The sequence below is a fragment of the Pseudomonas sp. genome (genome assembly GCF_035512415.1).
Taxonomy (GTDB): domain Bacteria; phylum Pseudomonadota; class Gammaproteobacteria; order Pseudomonadales; family Pseudomonadaceae; genus Aquipseudomonas.
The window spans coordinates 20,017-36,823 of sequence record NZ_DATKDZ010000021.1 but is presented as its reverse complement, the minus strand read 5'-3'; the positions used below and the strand labels follow the sequence as shown (position 1 = coordinate 36,823).

Annotated in this window: 11 protein-coding genes; 5 read left to right on the top strand and 6 right to left on the bottom strand. The window is 59.1% G+C overall.

Going from position 1 to position 16,807, the window contains the following annotated elements:
• From VMP31_RS11005 to VMP31_RS10980, 6 genes are all read right to left on the bottom strand, one after another.
• Positions 1 to 1,789, bottom strand: a 1,789-nt coding sequence (locus tag VMP31_RS11005; protein ID WP_325507002.1) for a condensation domain-containing protein, incomplete at its 3' end; no start/stop codon positions are given.
• 158 nt (positions 1,790 to 1,947) lie between these two features.
• Positions 1,948 to 2,151 carry an MbtH family protein gene (locus VMP31_RS11000; RefSeq protein WP_325507000.1) on the bottom strand — a complete coding sequence of 68 codons (204 nt, stop codon included), beginning with the start codon at positions 2,149 to 2,151 and terminating at the stop codon, positions 1,948 to 1,950.
• A 224-nt stretch (positions 2,152 to 2,375) separates the two neighbouring features.
• Complete coding sequence (locus tag VMP31_RS10995; RefSeq protein WP_325506998.1) at positions 2,376 to 4,067, bottom strand: multidrug ABC transporter permease/ATP-binding protein; 1,692 nt, start codon at positions 4,065 to 4,067, stop codon at positions 2,376 to 2,378.
• A gap of 49 nt (positions 4,068 to 4,116) precedes the next feature.
• Positions 4,117 to 4,695: a sigma-70 family RNA polymerase sigma factor gene (locus VMP31_RS10990; protein ID WP_325506996.1), complete on the bottom strand. Its 579-nt coding sequence runs from the start codon at positions 4,693 to 4,695 to the stop codon at positions 4,117 to 4,119.
• 521 nt (positions 4,696 to 5,216) lie between these two features.
• Entirely contained in the window at positions 5,217 to 6,821 is a 1,605-nt protein-coding gene (locus VMP31_RS10985) for an ATP-binding protein (RefSeq protein WP_325506994.1), read from the bottom strand.
• Positions 6,822 to 6,831: 10 nt separating this feature from the next.
• Positions 6,832 to 7,554, bottom strand: coding sequence for a response regulator (locus tag VMP31_RS10980; RefSeq protein ID WP_325506993.1), 723 nt, complete (start codon positions 7,552 to 7,554; stop codon positions 6,832 to 6,834).
• 716 nt (positions 7,555 to 8,270) lie between these two features.
• On the opposite strand from VMP31_RS10980, the gene VMP31_RS10975 reads away from it, so the two are divergent.
• The 5 genes from VMP31_RS10975 to VMP31_RS10955 all read left to right on the top strand — a co-directional run bounded on the left by VMP31_RS10975 (position 8,271) and on the right by VMP31_RS10955 (position 16,683).
• Complete coding sequence (locus VMP31_RS10975; protein ID WP_325506991.1) at positions 8,271 to 11,177, top strand: ribonucleoside-diphosphate reductase subunit alpha; 2,907 nt, start codon at positions 8,271 to 8,273, stop codon at positions 11,175 to 11,177.
• A 723-nt stretch (positions 11,178 to 11,900) separates the two neighbouring features.
• Positions 11,901 to 13,151, top strand: a complete 1,251-nt coding sequence (locus tag VMP31_RS10970) for a ribonucleotide-diphosphate reductase subunit beta (RefSeq protein WP_325506989.1) — start codon at positions 11,901 to 11,903, stop codon at positions 13,149 to 13,151.
• A 154-nt stretch (positions 13,152 to 13,305) separates the two neighbouring features.
• A complete protein-coding gene (locus VMP31_RS10965; RefSeq protein WP_325506987.1) occupies positions 13,306 to 14,973 on the top strand; it encodes an AIPR family protein in 1,668 nt (555 codons plus the stop codon).
• A 366-nt stretch (positions 14,974 to 15,339) separates the two neighbouring features.
• Positions 15,340 to 16,221 (top strand): DUF6216 family protein, encoded by an 882-nt coding sequence (locus tag VMP31_RS10960; protein WP_325506985.1) that lies wholly within the window; start codon positions 15,340 to 15,342, stop codon positions 16,219 to 16,221.
• Positions 16,222 to 16,434: 213 nt separating this feature from the next.
• Complete coding sequence (locus VMP31_RS10955) at positions 16,435 to 16,683, top strand: hypothetical protein (RefSeq protein WP_325506983.1); 249 nt, start codon at positions 16,435 to 16,437, stop codon at positions 16,681 to 16,683.
• The last annotated feature ends 124 nt before the right edge of the window (positions 16,684 to 16,807 follow it).

The following is a 16,807-nucleotide window of genomic DNA, read 5'->3' as shown; positions in this document are numbered from 1 at the left end:
CGAGCCGATCCAGGCAAAGCGTGTCCACGGCCGGTAAACGCCCCGCCAGATCGCTGCTGGTAATCAACCATTGCAGGCCCGAGTCCTCGACCATATAGGCCAGACGTTCGCGCGGATAGCCGGGGTCCAGCGGCACAAAGGCACCACCGGCTTTAAGGATCGCCAGCAGGCCGACGATCATCGAATTGCCGCGCTCCAGCGACAAGCCAACCCGCGCTTCCGGGCCGACGCCGCGCTCGCGCAGCAGATGGGCCAGACGGTTGGCCTGAGCCTCCAGTTCGGCATAACTCAGGCGCTCGCTGCCATGCACCAGGGCAATGGCGTCGGGGCGCAAACCCGCCTGCTCGGCGATCAGCTCAGGCAGCAGGCGCGATGGGTTATGGGCTTGCCTGCACTGGTTCCACACGGCCAGGCGTTGCTGCTCGGCAGCGCTATGCAAACGCAACTGCGCCAGGCTGCTGTCGGGCCGGGCGGCAAACTCGCCGAGCAACTGGTTAAAGCCGGCGATCAGCCGCTCGATGCTGGCCGCCTCGAACAGGTCGGCGGCGTAGGCGAAGTTGATCTGCACCTGCTCACCTTCGCCCTGCTGCGCATCCAGGGCCAAGTCGAAGGGAATACGACTGGCGGGAAACTCATCCAGGCGCGCCTTGATGCTCGGCAGCCAGTTGGCCAGTAGCGGGATCTGCCGGCGGTAGTTGAATGCCAGCTGAAACAACGGCTGCTGGCCCAGGCTGCGCGCCGGTGCCAGCGCCTCCACCAGTTGCTCGAACGGCATCTGCTGGTGATTCAAGCCTTGCCGCAGGCATTGCCGCGTGCGGCCGATCCAGTCGCGCACGCTTAGCCCCGGCAACGGTTGCCCGGCCAGCACCAGGGTGTTGACGAAGAAGCCTACAAGACGCTCATGACCATGGGCGCGGCCCGCCACCGGTACGCCGATACGCACTTCGCGCTGGCCCGACAGCCGCGCCAGCTGCAGCTGCAGCGCCGCCAGCAGCACGCTGAACAGGGTCGCGCCGCAGGCTTTGGCCAGGCCGCGCAAACGCCCGACCAGCTGCGGCTCCAGCTCCAACAGGCGATAGGCGGCGCGGCGGTCGGCCTGCGCCGGGCGGGTAAAGTCGGCGGGCAATACCAGGGCCGGCTGTTCCTCGCCCAGCTGCGCGCGCCAGTAATCCAGTTGCTGCCGGCCCTCGCCGCTGGCCAGCCACTGGCGTTGTTGCTCGGCATAGTCGCAGTACTGCAGCGGTAGCGTGCTCAGCGTGGGCGCGCGGTGCTGCTGGTGGGCCCGGTAGAACTCGGCCATGTCCTCGAACAGCAGCCGCACCGACCAGGCGTCGGAGACGATATGGTGCATGCTCAGCACCAACGCATGGCGATCCGCCTGCAAGCGGTAGAGCGCACAGCGAATCTGCGGCCCACGGCCGAGGTCGAAATGCCGCTCGACAAAGGCTCGCCCCTGCTCTTCGGCCGCGGCCTGGCGCAGCTCCGCGGCCAGTTCGCCGAGATCGACCTGCTCCAGCGGCATCGGGCACACCGGCAGCACCGCCTGCTGCGCCACGCCGTCCTGCTCGGCGAAGACCAGGCGCAACGCGGCATGCCGGGCCAGCAGCTGATCCAGGCCGTAACGCAGCGCGGCGAGGTCCAGCGCGCCATCGAGCCAGAGCACGCCGCCCAGGTTGTAGGCGCTGCTGGCGGATTCCATGCGGCTGAAGAACCACAGGCGCTGCTGCGCCGAGGACAACGGCACCCAGGCCAGGTCGGCGGAAGGCTGAGAAAGGCAATCGGCGGTCATGGACAACACCTCTAGGCACCCTGGGTGCGCGTAAGCGGCCTTGGCGCACAACAGGCACCAGGCGTGAAATTCGATCGGGTTAAGCCCTTCGGCTTGCTCGCCATGCAGCTAGAAAAGGCGCTCGGCGGCCCGCGCAGGGGCCAGGCCGAACCGCTGCATCAGGCTTGCGTCGCCTGGCGCAGACTCAGCGGGCGCATATCGCTCCAGACCTCGGCGATATGCGCCAGGCAGGTCTGCCGGTCGCCGTGCACGCCGACGTCCTGCCAGCCGGCAGGCACCGGCTTGTAGTCCGGCCAGATGGCGTATTGCTGCTCGGCATTGATCACGACCAGAAAGCGGGTCTCGGGGCTGTCGAAGCTCATGGCGGGTCCTCGGTGCGAGCCGGGCTGTGCCGGCGATATGGATACAGACGAACTCAGTTGCGAATAATTTTTATTTACACGCAGATTTCAGGCATGACTGAGCACCGCCCCACGGCGTTTCTGCTCATCGCCATGGCATGGTGGCACCGAGGCACGCAGCCCAACAAAATGAAGTAGGGTGCGCCGTGCGCACCAGGCAGCGGTATTGGTGCGCGCAGCGCACCCTACGAGATGCCCGGCACCTCCACTCGTCGTGCTGGCCCGCCGATTTCATGCAGGGCATCGGCACTGGCGCGCTGGCGCTGCTCGCCGGTCAGTTCGAACAACTGGCCGCCATCCATCTTCAGCAGGCGGTCGGCCTGGTCGAAATAGTGGTCGTCGTGGGTGATCGCCAGCACCGTTTTGCCGGCGGCCTTCAGCTGCGGCAGCAACTCGCGGTAGAACAGCCGACGGAACAACGGGTCCTGGTCCGCCGCCCATTCGTCGAGCACCAGAATGTCGCGCCCTTCGAGCATCGCCAGCAGCAGCGCCAGGCGCTTGCGCTGGCCCTGGGAGAAGCGCGTATCGAGCAAGCGCCCCGCACCGAGGCGCGCCTTGTGCGCCATATGCAGACGCTCGAGCCAGCCCTTGACCAGGCCATCGCTGACTTCGCTGCCCGCCGGGCCGAGCAGCCGCGCGAACAGATGGAAATCGGTAAACACGCTGGCGAACAACTGCCGATACGCCGGCCACTCGTCCTCATTCAGGGCGCGGCCATCCAGGCGAATGGCACCGGCGTCGGGGCGATGCAAACCGGTCAGCAGACGCGCCAGGGTCGATTTGCCGCTGCCGTTGCCGCCCACCAGAAACACCAGTTCGCCGCGCTTGAGGGTCAGGTCGATGGGGCCGACATCGAAGCCGAGCTCGCCCGCTTCGCCGGGGTAGCGGTAGCTGACGCCATCAAGCTGCAGCGCCTGCCAGTTGGCCGGCTGCTCGACATAGTCGAAACCCTCGCGCTGCTCGGCCAATTCCAGCGCCTCCAGCTTGCCCAGCGCCACCCGTGCGGCCAGCAGGCTGGGGATTGCCGCCACGCTGGCGACCATCGGTGCGCGCAGAAACAGCACGGTCAGGGCGAAGGTCGCCGCCACCGGTGCGGCCGCCCAGCCCAGGCCATTGGCGCAGAAGAACACCAGGCCGATGGTGCCGAGCACCATGCAGTTGGCCCAGTTGCCGGCCAGGCCATTGAAGATATCGGCGCGGGTGACGTTGTCGCGGTAGGTGCGTGCATTGCTGTCGAATTCTTCACTGAACAGCAAGCGCGCGCGGTCGCGGTTTAGCGCCAGCTCCTTGCGCCCGTCGATCACCGCCTGGTAGTCCTGATACAGCCGGTCTTCGGCTTCGCGCAGCAAGCGGATATGGTGGTTGACCCGTCCGACGAACAGCCAGCCGACGCTCAGGGTAAAGCCCATCCAGGCCAGGGTGACGCCGAACAGCGACGGCGACAGCCAGGCCAGGTAAGCGAAGGCTGCCAGGCTGAGGATCAGCCCGTAGACCAGCTCGGGCAGGTAGACGAAGGCGATGGTGATATTGCGGATATCGCTCGACAGGCTGGCCAGAATGCGCGCCCCGCCGATCTGCTCCAGGCGCTCGATATCGGTGTCCAGCACCCGCTTGACCAGGTTGCGGCGCAGCCGATAGACGAAGCGATGGCCCAGGGTGTGCAGCGCCATCTGCCCCGCCGAAGCGCAGGCCAGCAGCAGGATCAGCAAACCGGCGAACTGCAGCAGCGCGCTGCCCATGGCATCGCCGCCAGCGATCAGGCGCAGATTGACGAAGGCGATCACCCCAACGCTCAACAACGCACTGCACAGGCTCAGCAGCAACACCCCGAGCAGCGGCAGACGGTTTTCACGGAACAGCAAACGCAACAGCTTCATCGGTCGATATCCTCGGCGGGCCGCAGCCCGACTGAGCAGAAGAAAAAGATCATGCCGCCACATCGCCCAGGCGCGCACGGCAATGGCCAACGGCATCGCGTACCAGAAAATGCACCTGGGTCGGTGAGGCGCACAGGTGGCTGGCCACCTCACGCTGGCTGTAGCCCTCCACCTGGCTCATGGTGAAGGCGGTACGGGTACGCGCCGGCAGCTCGGCCAGAGCATGCTGCAGGTGCTGCCAATGCAGCTCGCCGAGCACCACCCGCTCCGGCGACGGAGTGGCGGCCGGCACATCCGGCAGCCGCTCCTCATCCACCTGATAACGCCCCTCCAGGCCGAGCCGGCGCAGACGGTCGATGGCCAGGTTGCGCACCACACGAAACAGGTACCTCAAGGCATCGCGGATGGCCCGCGGGTCGCCGTCCTCCCAGAGTTTGAGAAAGGCATCCTGAACCACGTCTTCGGCGCGGGCACGACAACCGAGCATGCCCTGGGCAAAATCGGTGAGCGCACCACGATGGCGGTTATAGAGCTGCTCCAGCTCGACCTGCAGGGCCGCTCGCGACGTACCGGGTAATCCCGCGGCGGCGGCCGCCGAAGTCGCAGAGCAAAAACAAAAAGCGCCCATTGCTAGCCTCCTTGGCTCACATCAGACGCACATCTTAATGATAATAATTATCAATACAACCCATAAAGCTCAGGGTTATTGATCGTAGAGCCCATGATCATCCGCAAGGCCTACAAAGCCCTAGTAGCCCGGATGCAATCCGGGACAGCGGTAGCGGCCATAAGAACGCTCCCCTAGACGAATTGCGCGCCGGCCGCAAAAGATTCGCGGACAAGGCTAGGCACCCCCGCCGCTCCTACAGATACAGCGCCGAACCGGGTAGGAGCGGACTTGTCCGCGATAGCGATGGCCGCAGCGCCGCAGCTCACGCCGGCTTGCGCGGTCTTACTTACGTAGATGGGTGGGCCACCGAGGTGATAACCCATCGGGCAATTGATGGGTTATCACCCATCCTACGAGGGCCAGACGAATTGCGCGCTCGGCCGCAAAAGCTTCGCGGGCATGGCCCGCTCCTACAGGTACTGCGCCGGACCGGGTAGGAGCGGACTTGTCCGCGATAGCGATAGCCGGTACGCCGTCGCTTACTCCTGTTTACGCGGCCAGATCAGGGTGAAGCAGGCGCCGCCGAGGCTGGCGCTGCGGCTGATCTGTGCGCGGCCGGCGTGCCAGTAGATGATTCGCCGCACGATCGACAGGCCCAGGCCATGGCCGCCGGAGGCGCGGGTGCGGCTGTCGTCCAGGCGCAGGAAGGGGGTGAAGATATGCTCCCAGGCATCTTCCGGCACGCCGGGGCCGTCGTCCTCGATATCCAGGCGGCAACGCTGCTGGCCGACCTGGTAACTGACCCGCACCCGCGACTCGGCATGGCGCATGGCGTTGCTCACCAGGTTCTGCAGGGCGCGGTGCAGGTAGCGCAGTTCGGCCTCGACGCAGGCCCCGCTGCCGTCCGGGGCATCGCGTGAGGGGCCGCGCTCGACCCGTACGCCAGGGCGCAACGGGGCCAGCTCGTCGATCACCTGGTCGATCAGCGTGCCCAGATCGACCTGCTGGAAGTTCAGCGCCGGCGCGCCCTGCTCCAGGCGCGCGTAGGTCAGCATCTCGTCGACCAGCTTGTCGAGGTCCTGAATATCGCTGTCCATGCCGTCCATATATTTGCGCCGCGCCGTTTCGTTCTCGGCATCGCCGATCATCTCCAGGCCGAAGCGCAGGCGCGCCACCGGGGTGCGCAGCTCGTGGGACACGGCGCGAACCATCTCGCGCTGGATGCTCAGGGAGCGCTGCAGGTGCTCGGCCATGGCATTGAAGGCCGCCGCCAGCCGCCCCACCGAATCCGTGCCACGGGTCGGCACGCGGGCATCCAGACGACCACTGGCGATCCGCGTGGCCGCCGCTTCCAGGCCGCTCAAACGCTGCTCCAGGGGCCGCACCAGCAGATAGACCATCAGCCCAATCAGGCTCAGGCCCAGGGCCCCGATCAGCACCAGCAGCTGCGGCGGATAGGGGTTCATCTGGTACAGCGGGCCGATCTCCAGCACCCAGTCGGTATCGACGATGCCGGAGAACACATGGATGCTGTCGCCGCCGCGGCCCAGGGCCATCACCGTATCGCCCTCGTCCACCCGGCGACGCTGGTCGGGGTCGAGGTCGGCCTGATCGAGGCGCACCAGGCGCAGGTCGAAGCCGAACTGCTTGGCCTGCTTCAGTTCGGCCAGCCGTTGCGGCTGCTCGTCCCAGGGGTAACGCACCAGCTCGTCGATCAGCAGAAACGCCGTGGCCCGCGCCAGCTGTTCGCTGACCTGTTGCACCTCGCCGGTCAGCAGCAGCCCCTGCTTGTCGTCCAGTAGGCTGTAGACCCGGGCGGCATGCGGGCCAGTTTGCTGCACCACAACCTGGCCGCGCTTCAGGCGGTTGCGCGCCCCGCCATCGAGCGTCACCTCGGCCAGGACTTCAATCTGCAAGGGGATGCCGAGCAGCCGCCCCCACACCGCCACCGCCCGGCGCCGCTCGACATCCACCATGGGCGCGAGGTTGTCTGCCATCAAACGGAAGGTGCCCTGGGCCAGGCGCTCGCGGTATTGATCGGCGCGCACCTCGTTAAGCAGCTGCAGCGCGCCGACGCCGAGCAGCGCCACCAGCACCAGCACGGTGAGCATGCCGCCGTAGATGCGCAGGAAGATGGAGTTCATGGCCGCGGATTCATAGCAGCGCTTCAGCCGCTTCGGCGACAAACAGATAGCCCTTGCTGCGCACGGTCTTGATCAGGCGCGGGTGCACGGGGTCGTCGCCGATCTTTGGGCGGATGCGCGAGATGCGCACGTCGATGGAGCGGTCCTGGCCGTCGTATTCGATGCCGCGCAGGGCGTTGAAAATTTCCTCGCGCGAAAGGATGCGCCCGGCGTTGGCGGTCAGCAGCCAGAGCAAGTCGAATTCGGCGCTGGTCAGCTCGATGGCCTGCTCACCCAGCCAGGCTTCGCGCATGGCGCTATCGATCACCAGGGGGCCGAACTGCAGCCGCCGGCGCTCGGCCACTGCCGCCACCTCATTGCCTTCGCGGCGACGCAACAGCGCGCGGATACGCGCCAGCAACACCCGTGGGCGCACCGGCTTGCAGACGTAATCATCCGCGCCCATCTCCAGGCCCAGTACCTGGTCCATATCGTCGGTACGGGCGGTGAGCATCAGGATTGGCCCCTCGTACTGGCCACGCACCTTGCGGCAGATCGACAGGCCGTCTTCACCCGGCAGCATCAGATCGAGAATCACCAGATCCGGCTGCTCCTGCAGAATCCGCGCGGCGGCCAGCGCGCCGTCCATCTCGATGGACACGTTGAGGCCATTGCTCTGCAGGTATTCACGGGTCAACTCGGCCAGGCGCTGGTCGTCTTCAACAATAAGGATGTGCCACGACTGCTGCTCCACAACGAACTCCCAGGTAGCGCGGAAACGGTGGGCATTGTATCAACGCGCGGGGCACTGCATAGCGCATGCCATATTTAGGCGGAAAACACTAGATGTAGTATCAAGCTGCACCGCGTAACACTTCTGGAAAAAACCCTAACAGGCCCCGCCAAGGGCGACGAACGGCGCACCCCAGCAGTGACGGGGGCTGCGCAGGAAAACCCATCTTTAACCCACAATTCACCCACAACTTATCCACAGGTTGTTCTTGCTCGCTTGCCTTGCAATACCCCAGATAGCGCATTATCTTGTATCCCCATCGCGCCATACCCACCACATGTTGGGTTTAGCCTAGCCATCGGACACAAGAAGAATGACACGCAAACGGCCTGATCCCAGTCCATCGCCGGTGGTTTAAAACGTTTGTTACAGCCTGCCGGCCCTACCCCGGCAGACACGCTCAAGGGCCGCGCCAGATGCGCCCGAATATGGATTCCGGAGCCCCCGCCCACGCGAGGACACCACTAGATGTAGTAGCCAGGGCGGTAAAACGCCCTAGCAAGTGTCTTTTTAGCCAGGAAGGCGTTTTAGTCGTCCCTTCCCTGCCCAGTTTGCAAGTCCTGTACGTCCGGCCTTTGGCTGTGCGCATGGCGTTGTTGAAATGGAATGAACGACAGTTCGTCGCAGTGATCGACAGTAAAGCGTCCAACTAACAAATACAGAACATGGAGATTTTCATGCATACCGACACCTCCCGCGAGAACCCGCAGGCCCAAGCGCCGCAGGCCGCCGATGACAACCAGAGCCTGAACGCCACCGCGCCGGGCCAACTGCGTGTGATCAAGCGTAACGGCACCGTCGTGCCGTACACCGACGACAAGATCACCGTTGCCATCACCAAGGCCTTTCTCGCTGTAGAGGGTGGCACCGCTGCCGCCTCGTCGCGTATCCATGAAACCGTCGAGCGCCTGACCGAACAGGTCACCGCCACCTTCAAGCGCCGCATGCCCTCCGGCGGCACCATCCATATCGAAGAAATCCAGGACCAGGTCGAACTGGCCCTGATGCGTTCCGGCGAGCAGAAAGTCGCCCGCGACTACGTGATCTACCGTGAATCGCGCAGCCAGGAGCGCAAGCGCGGCGGCCTCGACATCGCCGAGCCGCACCCAAGCATCCGCGTCACCCACCTCGACGGCAGCGTTGCGCCGCTGGACATGGGCCGCCTCAACACCATCGTCACCGAAGCCTGCGAAGGCCTGGCGGAAGTCGACGGCGCGCTGATCCAGAAAGAAACCCTGAAGAACCTCTACGACGGCGTAGCGCAAAGCGACGTCAGCACCGCCCTGGTGATGACCGCCCGCACCCTGGTTGAGCGTGAGCCCAACTACAGCTACGTCACCGCACGCCTGCTGATGGACAACATCCGCGCCGAAGGCCTGGGCTTCCTCGGTGTCGCCACCAGCGCCACTCACCACGAGATGAGCGAGCTGTACGCCAAGGCCCTGCCGGCCTATATCGCCAAGGGTATCGAGTTCGAACTGCTCAACCCGGTGCTGGCCACCTTCGACCTGGAAAAACTCGGCCAGGCAATCAACCACGAGCGCGATCAGCAGTTCACCTACCTGGGCCTGCAGACCCTCTACGACCGTTACTTCATTCATAAGGACGGCACCCGCTTCGAACTGCCGCAGATCTTCTTTATGCGCGTGGCCATGGGCCTGGCCATCGAAGAAAAGCAGCGTGAAGAGCGCGCCATCGAGTTCTACAACCTGCTCTCCAGCTTCGACTACATGGCCTCGACGCCGACCCTGTTCAACGCCGGCACCCTGCGTCCGCAGCTCTCCAGCTGCTACCTGACCACCGTACCGGACGACCTGTCGGGCATCTACAACGCCATCCACGACAACGCCATGCTGTCCAAGTTTGCTGGCGGTCTGGGTAACGACTGGACGCCAGTACGTGCTCTGGGTGCCTACATCAAGGGCACCAACGGCAAGTCGCAAGGCGTTGTGCCCTTCCTCAAAGTGGTCAACGACACCGCAGTAGCAGTTAACCAGGGCGGCAAGCGCAAAGGCGCGGTCTGCGCCTACCTGGAAACCTGGCACATGGACATCGAAGAGTTCATCGAGCTGCGCAAGAACACCGGTGACGACCGTCGCCGCACCCACGACATGAACACCGCGAACTGGATTCCCGACCTGTTTATGAAGCGCGTGTTCGACGATGGCCAGTGGACCCTGTTCAGCCCGAGCGAAGTGCCGGACCTGCACGACCTGACCGGCAAAGCCTTCGAAGAGCGCTACGAGTACTACGAAGCCCTGACCCAGTACGGCGGCAAGATCAAGCTGTTCAAAACCATCCAGGCCAAAGACCTGTGGCGCAAGATGCTCAGCATGCTGTTCGAAACCGGCCACCCATGGCTGACCTTCAAGGACCCATGCAACCTGCGCAGCCCGCAGCAGCACGTGGGCGTGGTACACAGCTCGAACCTGTGCACCGAGATCACCCTGAACACCAACGCCGACGAAATCGCCGTGTGCAACCTGGGTTCCGTGAACCTGCCGAACCATATCGTCGACGGCAAGCTGGACACCGCCAAGCTGCAGAAGACCATCAAGGTCGCCGTGCGCATGCTCGATAACGTCATCGACATCAACTACTACTCGGTGCCGCAGGCGAAGAACTCCAACTTCAAGCACCGCCCGGTCGGCCTCGGCATCATGGGCTTCCAGGACGCTTTGTACCTGCAGCACATCCCCTACGGCTCCGACGCCGCGGTGGAATTCGCCGACAAGTCGATGGAAGCGGTCAGCTACTACGCCATCCAGGCCTCCTGTGACCTGGCCGACGAGCGCGGCAGCTACGAGACCTTCAACGGTTCGCTGTGGAGCAAGGGCATCCTGCCGCTCGATTCGCAGCAGATCCTGATCGAGCAGCGTGGCCAGAAGTACATCGACGTCGACCTGAACGAGACCCTGGACTGGGCCCCGGTACGTGCCCGTGTGCAGAAAGGCATCCGTAACTCGAACATCATGGCCATCGCACCGACCGCCACCATCGCCAACATCACCGGCGTGTCGCAGTCGATCGAACCGACCTACCAGAACCTCTATGTGAAATCGAACCTCTCGGGCGAATTCACCGTGATCAACCCCTACCTGGTGCGCGACCTCAAAGCCCGCGGCCTGTGGGACTCGGTGATGATCAACGACCTCAAGTACTACGACGGTTCCGTGCAGCAGATCGAGCGCATCCCGCAGGAACTCAAAGACCTCTACGCCACCGCGTTCGAAGTCGACACCAAGTGGATCGTCGACGCCGCCAGCCGCCGCCAGAAGTGGATCGACCAGGCGCAGTCGCTGAACCTCTACATCGCCGGTGCCAGCGGCAAGAAGCTCGACGTGACCTACCGCATGGCCTGGTACCGTGGCCTGAAAACCACCTACTACCTCCGTGCCCTGGCCGCGACCAGCACCGAGAAGTCCACCATCAACACCGGCAAGCTCAACGCCGTGTCCAGCGGTGGCAACGACGGCCTCAGCGCAGCACCGGCCAAGGCCCCGGAAGTGGAAATGAGCGCAGGCCCAGCTCCAGTACCAAAAGCCTGTGCCATCGACGAACCAGACTGCGAAGCCTGCCAGTAAGGTGTTCGGCAACGCGCGGAGCTGAGCGGCATTCGCGGCGTTACCTGCAGGAGCGGCCCCCATCACGTACAGTCGTACGCTCAGGGGCTCCACTCCAGCAGGTGCCTAGCGACTACTCGCTCAGCTACACGCTCGAACGTCGAGCAGAAGCCGAAGCCAAAGCTGAAGCAGAACCACAGCTCTACAGCCACACACGGTCAGTCCCCTCGCCCCCTCGGGGAGAGGGTTAGGGTGAGGGGAGAAATCCCGCCATATATGAAAATGTAGGAGCCAGCTTGCTGGCGATGCTTTGGCTGAACAAGCAGCCCTACAGAACTTGCTGCATAAACACAGTCAGTCCCCTCTCCCTTCGGGGAGAGGGCTAGGGTGAGGGGAGAAATCCCGCCATATATGAAAATGTAGGAGCCAGCTTGCTGGCGATGCTTTTGCTGAACCAGCCAGCCCCTACAAACCGTGCTGAACGCAACACGATCCAACCCCCTCTCCCTCCGGGAGAGGGCTGGGGTGAGGGAAACAGGCAACACCGCCCTCCCCCATAAACACCCGCCACGCTCCCCAGGGAGCGCGGCACGGAGGTAGAGGACAGGCCCGACAGGGCCGCCCACCCCCGACCAGCGGTACCCGTTTCACCCTTGCGCGCACTACGCAACGGAACATAATCAGAAGTAACTGTATATCCATACAGGCCGGTCATTTTACCGGCCCGCAAGCAGGAGCCAAGCCATGCTGAGCTGGGATGAATTCGACAAGGAAGACGGCGCAGACGCAGCCGTTACCAGCAACACCACCGCACAAGTCGCGGACATGAACATCGACAAACTCGACCAGGTCGGCGGTGCCGCTGCGGTCGAAGCCCGCGCCATTGCCGCCGACGACAGCGCCGCCGTGGCCCGCGCCAAAGCCGCCCTCGATCAACTCGACATCGCCGAAGGCCTGGCCGAGCTGGAAGGTGCCTCCGCCCGCGTCGCAGTCGACGAAAAGCGCATGATCAACTGCCGCGCCGACCTCAACCAGCTCGTACCCTTCAAGTACGACTGGGCCTGGCAGAAGTATCTGGATGGTTGCGCCAACCACTGGATGCCCCAGGAAGTAAACATGAACGCCGACATCGCGTTGTGGAAAGGCACCGACGGCCTGACCGACGACGAGCGCCGCATCGTCATGCGCAACCTCGGCTTCTTCTCCACCGCCGACAGCCTGGTTGCCAACAACCTGGTGCTGGCCGTCTACCGCCTGATCACCAACCCCGAGTGCCGCCAGTACATCCTGCGCCAGGCCTTCGAAGAAGCGATCCACACCCACGCCTACCAGTACTGCATCGAGTCACTGGGCATGGACGAAGGCGCGATCTTCAACATGTACCACGAGATCCCATCGGTCGCGAAGAAAGCCGCCTGGGGCCTCAAGTACACCCGCTCGATCTCCGACCCGACCTTCACCACCGGCACCGTCGAGACCGACAAAGAACTGCTGCGCAACCTGATCGCCTACTACTGCGTACTGGAAGGCATCTTCTTCTATTGCGGCTTCACCCAGATCCTCTCCATGGGCCGCCGCAACAAGATGACCGGCGTCGCCGAGCAGTTCCAGTACATCCTGCGCGACGAATCCATGCACCTGAACTTCGGCATCGACGTGATCAACCAGATCAAGATCGAAAACCCACACCTGTGGGATGCCGCGATGAAGGACGAAGCGACCCAGATGATCCTGGAAGGCACCCAGCTGGAAATCGAATACGCCCGCGACACCATGCCCCGCGGCGTACTGGGCATGAACGCGGCGATGATGGAGGACTACCTCAAATTTATCGCCAACCGTCGTCTGACCCAGATCGGTTTGAAGGAAGAGTACCCAGGCACCTCCAACCCCTTCCCATGGATGAGCGAAATCATGGACCTGAAGAAGGAGAAGAACTTCTTCGAGACACGGGTTATTGAGTATCAGACTGGTGGGGCGTTGAGCTGGGATTGATGGCCTGCTGATATCAGCGTAGATTGACCCTACACCTGCCATGGATGTTGGGGTTGAGCTTGATCAAAAGCCCCGCTTCTGCGGGGCTTTTTTGTTTATATCGCTCAGCCAAATTAAAAACAAATAACATACTCAAAAAATACGAGATTGATAAATGATTAAAGAAACTCTAACTTCCATTAAAGAGCTCGCTAGCAGAGCAAAAATCAGTCACCACAAAGCATTTACTGCATGGTATGCAATAAATCTACACGACCTAGATGAAGATGAAGCTCTCGAGTCCGCAGCAATGGATGGTGGCAACGACAATGGATTAGACTTAATTTTCGCGGACGAAGCAAGCCGCACCATATATATCCTGCAAGGCCATTGCGGTGAAAATCACAGCAAAATAACATCGAAGGACAAATGGGATGGCCTAGTTGCTGCAGTACCTTTTTTTGAAGATACGTCGACATTAAGAGCAAATGGAAAAGCTGACCTTGCAGACCATATCGACACGATCAAAAAAGACTACGAAGGCTACAACATAGCATTTGGATTAATTAGCCTTGGTCTTTTCAACGAAAAAATAGAAAAAGCAATACAACCAACAAAAAAATCATACTCAGCGAAAAACTATCACTTTTTTTATCAACACCAAGAAAAAATACTTACCGAATATAAGAACCTAATTGACTCCGAAACCGGTATAGCAAGTGACACTATAACCTTTGTTGGAAACTACATACAGGACGAAGGGAAGTATGGCAGAGCATGGATAGGCAGCGTTTCGGCCGCGGAGCTAACACGATTGTATGACGAATATCAAAACAAGCTATTCGCTGGAAACGTAAGACTATTCTTAGGAAGCAGAAAGGGCGGAATTAACGAGCAAATAATAAAAACAGCAAAAGACAACCCCGGCTTATTTTGGGCATTAAATAATGGAGTATCCATAATAACTGACAGTGCCATACCGGACGGTGAGATTGAAAACAAATTACATTTAAAACGTTTTAGCATTGTAAATGGATGCCAAACAACAAACAGCTTGGCCCAAGCAAAGGCTGGCGATAAAGCCAAGGTTTTAGTCCGTGTAATTGCAGCGAAGGAAACAGTCAAAAACGACGTCGTACGATTCAACAACTCTCAAAACGCAATAAAAATCTGGACTGTTCGCGCAGTAGACTCGACTCAAGAAAAGCTCAGAAAATCCTTCCAGGAAATTCAAATAGACTATGCCCCAAAACAATCTGGAAGCAGGAAAAAGAAAAGCGGTGAAATTATAGAGTTAGACCGCGCAGCACAGTTCCTAGCAGCACAAGATTCAAGCCTTTTAATTCAAGCAATCAACAACAAAGGTGAACTTTTCGACCAGCCTTATTCAAAAATATTTTATCCAAATATTGAAGCAAAAACAATTTTGCTTGCTTGGAAATTAGGCCTAGCATGTGACAAAGCAAGAATTGAACAATTAAGTGACATGTCTGATGACGATGAAAGCGCCGGTTTGTTTGCTGTCGCAGCGACATTCTGGATAATATTTATCGCACACAACATAATCTCAAAACACTCCGACCTTAGCTCAACACACATAACCTTACAGAAAATAAACACAACACCAATAGATAACTTTATTGCAAAAATATCAGAGCAGGCAGTCGATATATTTTATACTCTCGCAATCGACACCTATGGCGATGGGGAAGAATTTGGATCTCACAAATCAACCTTAAGATCAATTAAATTTCTTCAAAAAATAGAAAAGAAAACAGATTTCAAAGTTAGAAATCTAAAAAAAGTCCAGAAGCTTGAGAATATATGCAAAGGGATTTCATAAAAATACAACCTATATATTCCCCCTACTTTTCGCACCTACTGTTTTCGCCCTTACGGCGAGTTACTTTCTCTTTGCTCGCGCGAAAGAGAAAGTAACCAAAGAGAAAGCGCGCCCGGCATCCGGGTTTCGCTGCACTCAACTCCCCTTGCTCCGGCGCTGTTCCGAGGGTCGTCACGGTGGGCCATCCCTGGCCCATCGTTCCTCGTTTGGCATCCATGCCAAACGCCCCTCTCCACAGTACCTCCGCTCGGCCTCCTGACGGGATTCGGGGATCGCATTGTTTTGACTATTTGTGGACGGCAGAGCAAAAAACAAATTAGGGCGACTTCTGGACACCTCTACACACCAACATAAAGGAACTTGGAAATGGAACTTCAAGAATCACAGAATATACTTACAGCTATAAACTGGACACTCACAAACCTCCCCGCCCTCGCCTCTATAGTTTATGCAATAGCATTTAGCGCTTTCCTTCTCTACGTTTACAAGCGAGCAGGCTCAATGCACTTCCTAAGGGATAGAATATGGCGACTAATGGGCGGAAAGTCAGATTTCTACATTCCTGATTTGCAAAAACTAAAACTTGAAGCACGTGAAATTGAACACTTCCGCTTTGAATTCGGCGTTCCTGCCAGAACCATCCTAGAGATACAGCAATTTGAATCTTGGATTAAGACAAATAACTTATCACTAAAAGATATAGCGACAGCCAGAGAGTATATAGACTGGGGGAACTATGAAAAACTTAAGTTGAAAGACAAAAACCTAGGCAAAATAGAGAAAGCATTCACAACCTTAGGAATCACATTTCTAACATTAGCAGCCCTTTCCTTTTGGGCAGTAACGCCCAACTATCTAATGGCCAGCTTTGATGACTCACCGTATTTTTATATATCCACAAAAGAAACAAAGCTTACGATATTCGGCGAGAACAATATAAACAGAATCATTTGCGAAGACGAAACAGCACTCATTACAATCAGCAAAAATAACGAATTCCCCTTACAACGAATTAAAGTTATTTGCGAAGCCTATTCTGACGACAAGCAACTGGCCAGCCTTGCAAAGAAAATAAAAGAGCAACGAACCGCTGCTCTCAGCTTGTCCATATTCTTTGCTTTGGTAATGATCTATTTCGCACGGGAGTCAGCAAAGGTTTACGCAGCCCAAAGATTGCGCGAGAACTTAAAGCCCGAAAAACAAGAACTACCTGAGCGCCCCCAGAAGAATCAGAGCCCCTTGGTCTAACGCCAATGCGTAGGGCGGGTGAAACCCACCAAATAGGTATCAGATGATGAATACTCCTTTTCTATCGCTGATTGCCGCCCCGCCCGAGGCAATATCGGAACCATTTCACACCCACCGCAAGGCCGACAGTTTAAAATCACCGCGCACCAAGCGCACCGCCCTCTCCAGCAAGGTTTTTCTTGCCCCACACTCACTTCTATCGAGCATCATGACATGGACGTCAACCGTTTTGAAAAAACCAGAATTTCATATGAAAAGGTTCCAGTTTATAGAAAGCGCTGGTTCGTACTTCTCACACTTCTGATATTTCTCCCAGCAACAATTCTTATTGCACTAACCGGAGACGTATACGCCAAGAAAGGTGAAGCCGTTTACAAATTCAAGAGTAACGCCATCAATCAATTGATCATTATGGCGGTGACATTTATGGCTGTAGGCCTATTTCTAGCGGCTAATCAATAACCACCTAGTCGTCCACGACCTTCGTGGGGCGCATTATAAATATCCGACTGAACAGTTAGGCATTCAAGCCCACCTAGAAACCTCAGGGTCAGAGTCGATTTAATGGTTCTGTAAGACATAGATA

Coding starts and splice junctions, on each gene's coding strand:
- VMP31_RS11000 (WP_325507000.1), bottom strand. CDS start 2,151: ATGAGCTTCGACAGCCCCGAGACCCGCTTTCTGGTCGTGATCAATGCC.
- VMP31_RS10995 (WP_325506998.1), bottom strand. CDS start 4,067: ATGAAGCTGTTGCGTTTGCTGTTCCGTGAAAACCGTCTGCCGCTGCTC.
- VMP31_RS10990 (WP_325506996.1), bottom strand. CDS start 4,695: ATGGGCGCTTTTTGTTTTTGCTCTGCGACTTCGGCGGCCGCCGCCGCG.
- VMP31_RS10985 (WP_325506994.1), bottom strand. CDS start 6,821: ATGAACTCCATCTTCCTGCGCATCTACGGCGGCATGCTCACCGTGCTG.
- VMP31_RS10975 (WP_325506991.1), top strand. CDS start 8,271: ATGCATACCGACACCTCCCGCGAGAACCCGCAGGCCCAAGCGCCGCAG.
- VMP31_RS10970 (WP_325506989.1), top strand. CDS start 11,901: ATGCTGAGCTGGGATGAATTCGACAAGGAAGACGGCGCAGACGCAGCC.
- VMP31_RS10965 (WP_325506987.1), top strand. CDS start 13,306: ATGATTAAAGAAACTCTAACTTCCATTAAAGAGCTCGCTAGCAGAGCA.
- VMP31_RS10960 (WP_325506985.1), top strand. CDS start 15,340: ATGGAACTTCAAGAATCACAGAATATACTTACAGCTATAAACTGGACA.
- VMP31_RS10955 (WP_325506983.1), top strand. CDS start 16,435: ATGGACGTCAACCGTTTTGAAAAAACCAGAATTTCATATGAAAAGGTT.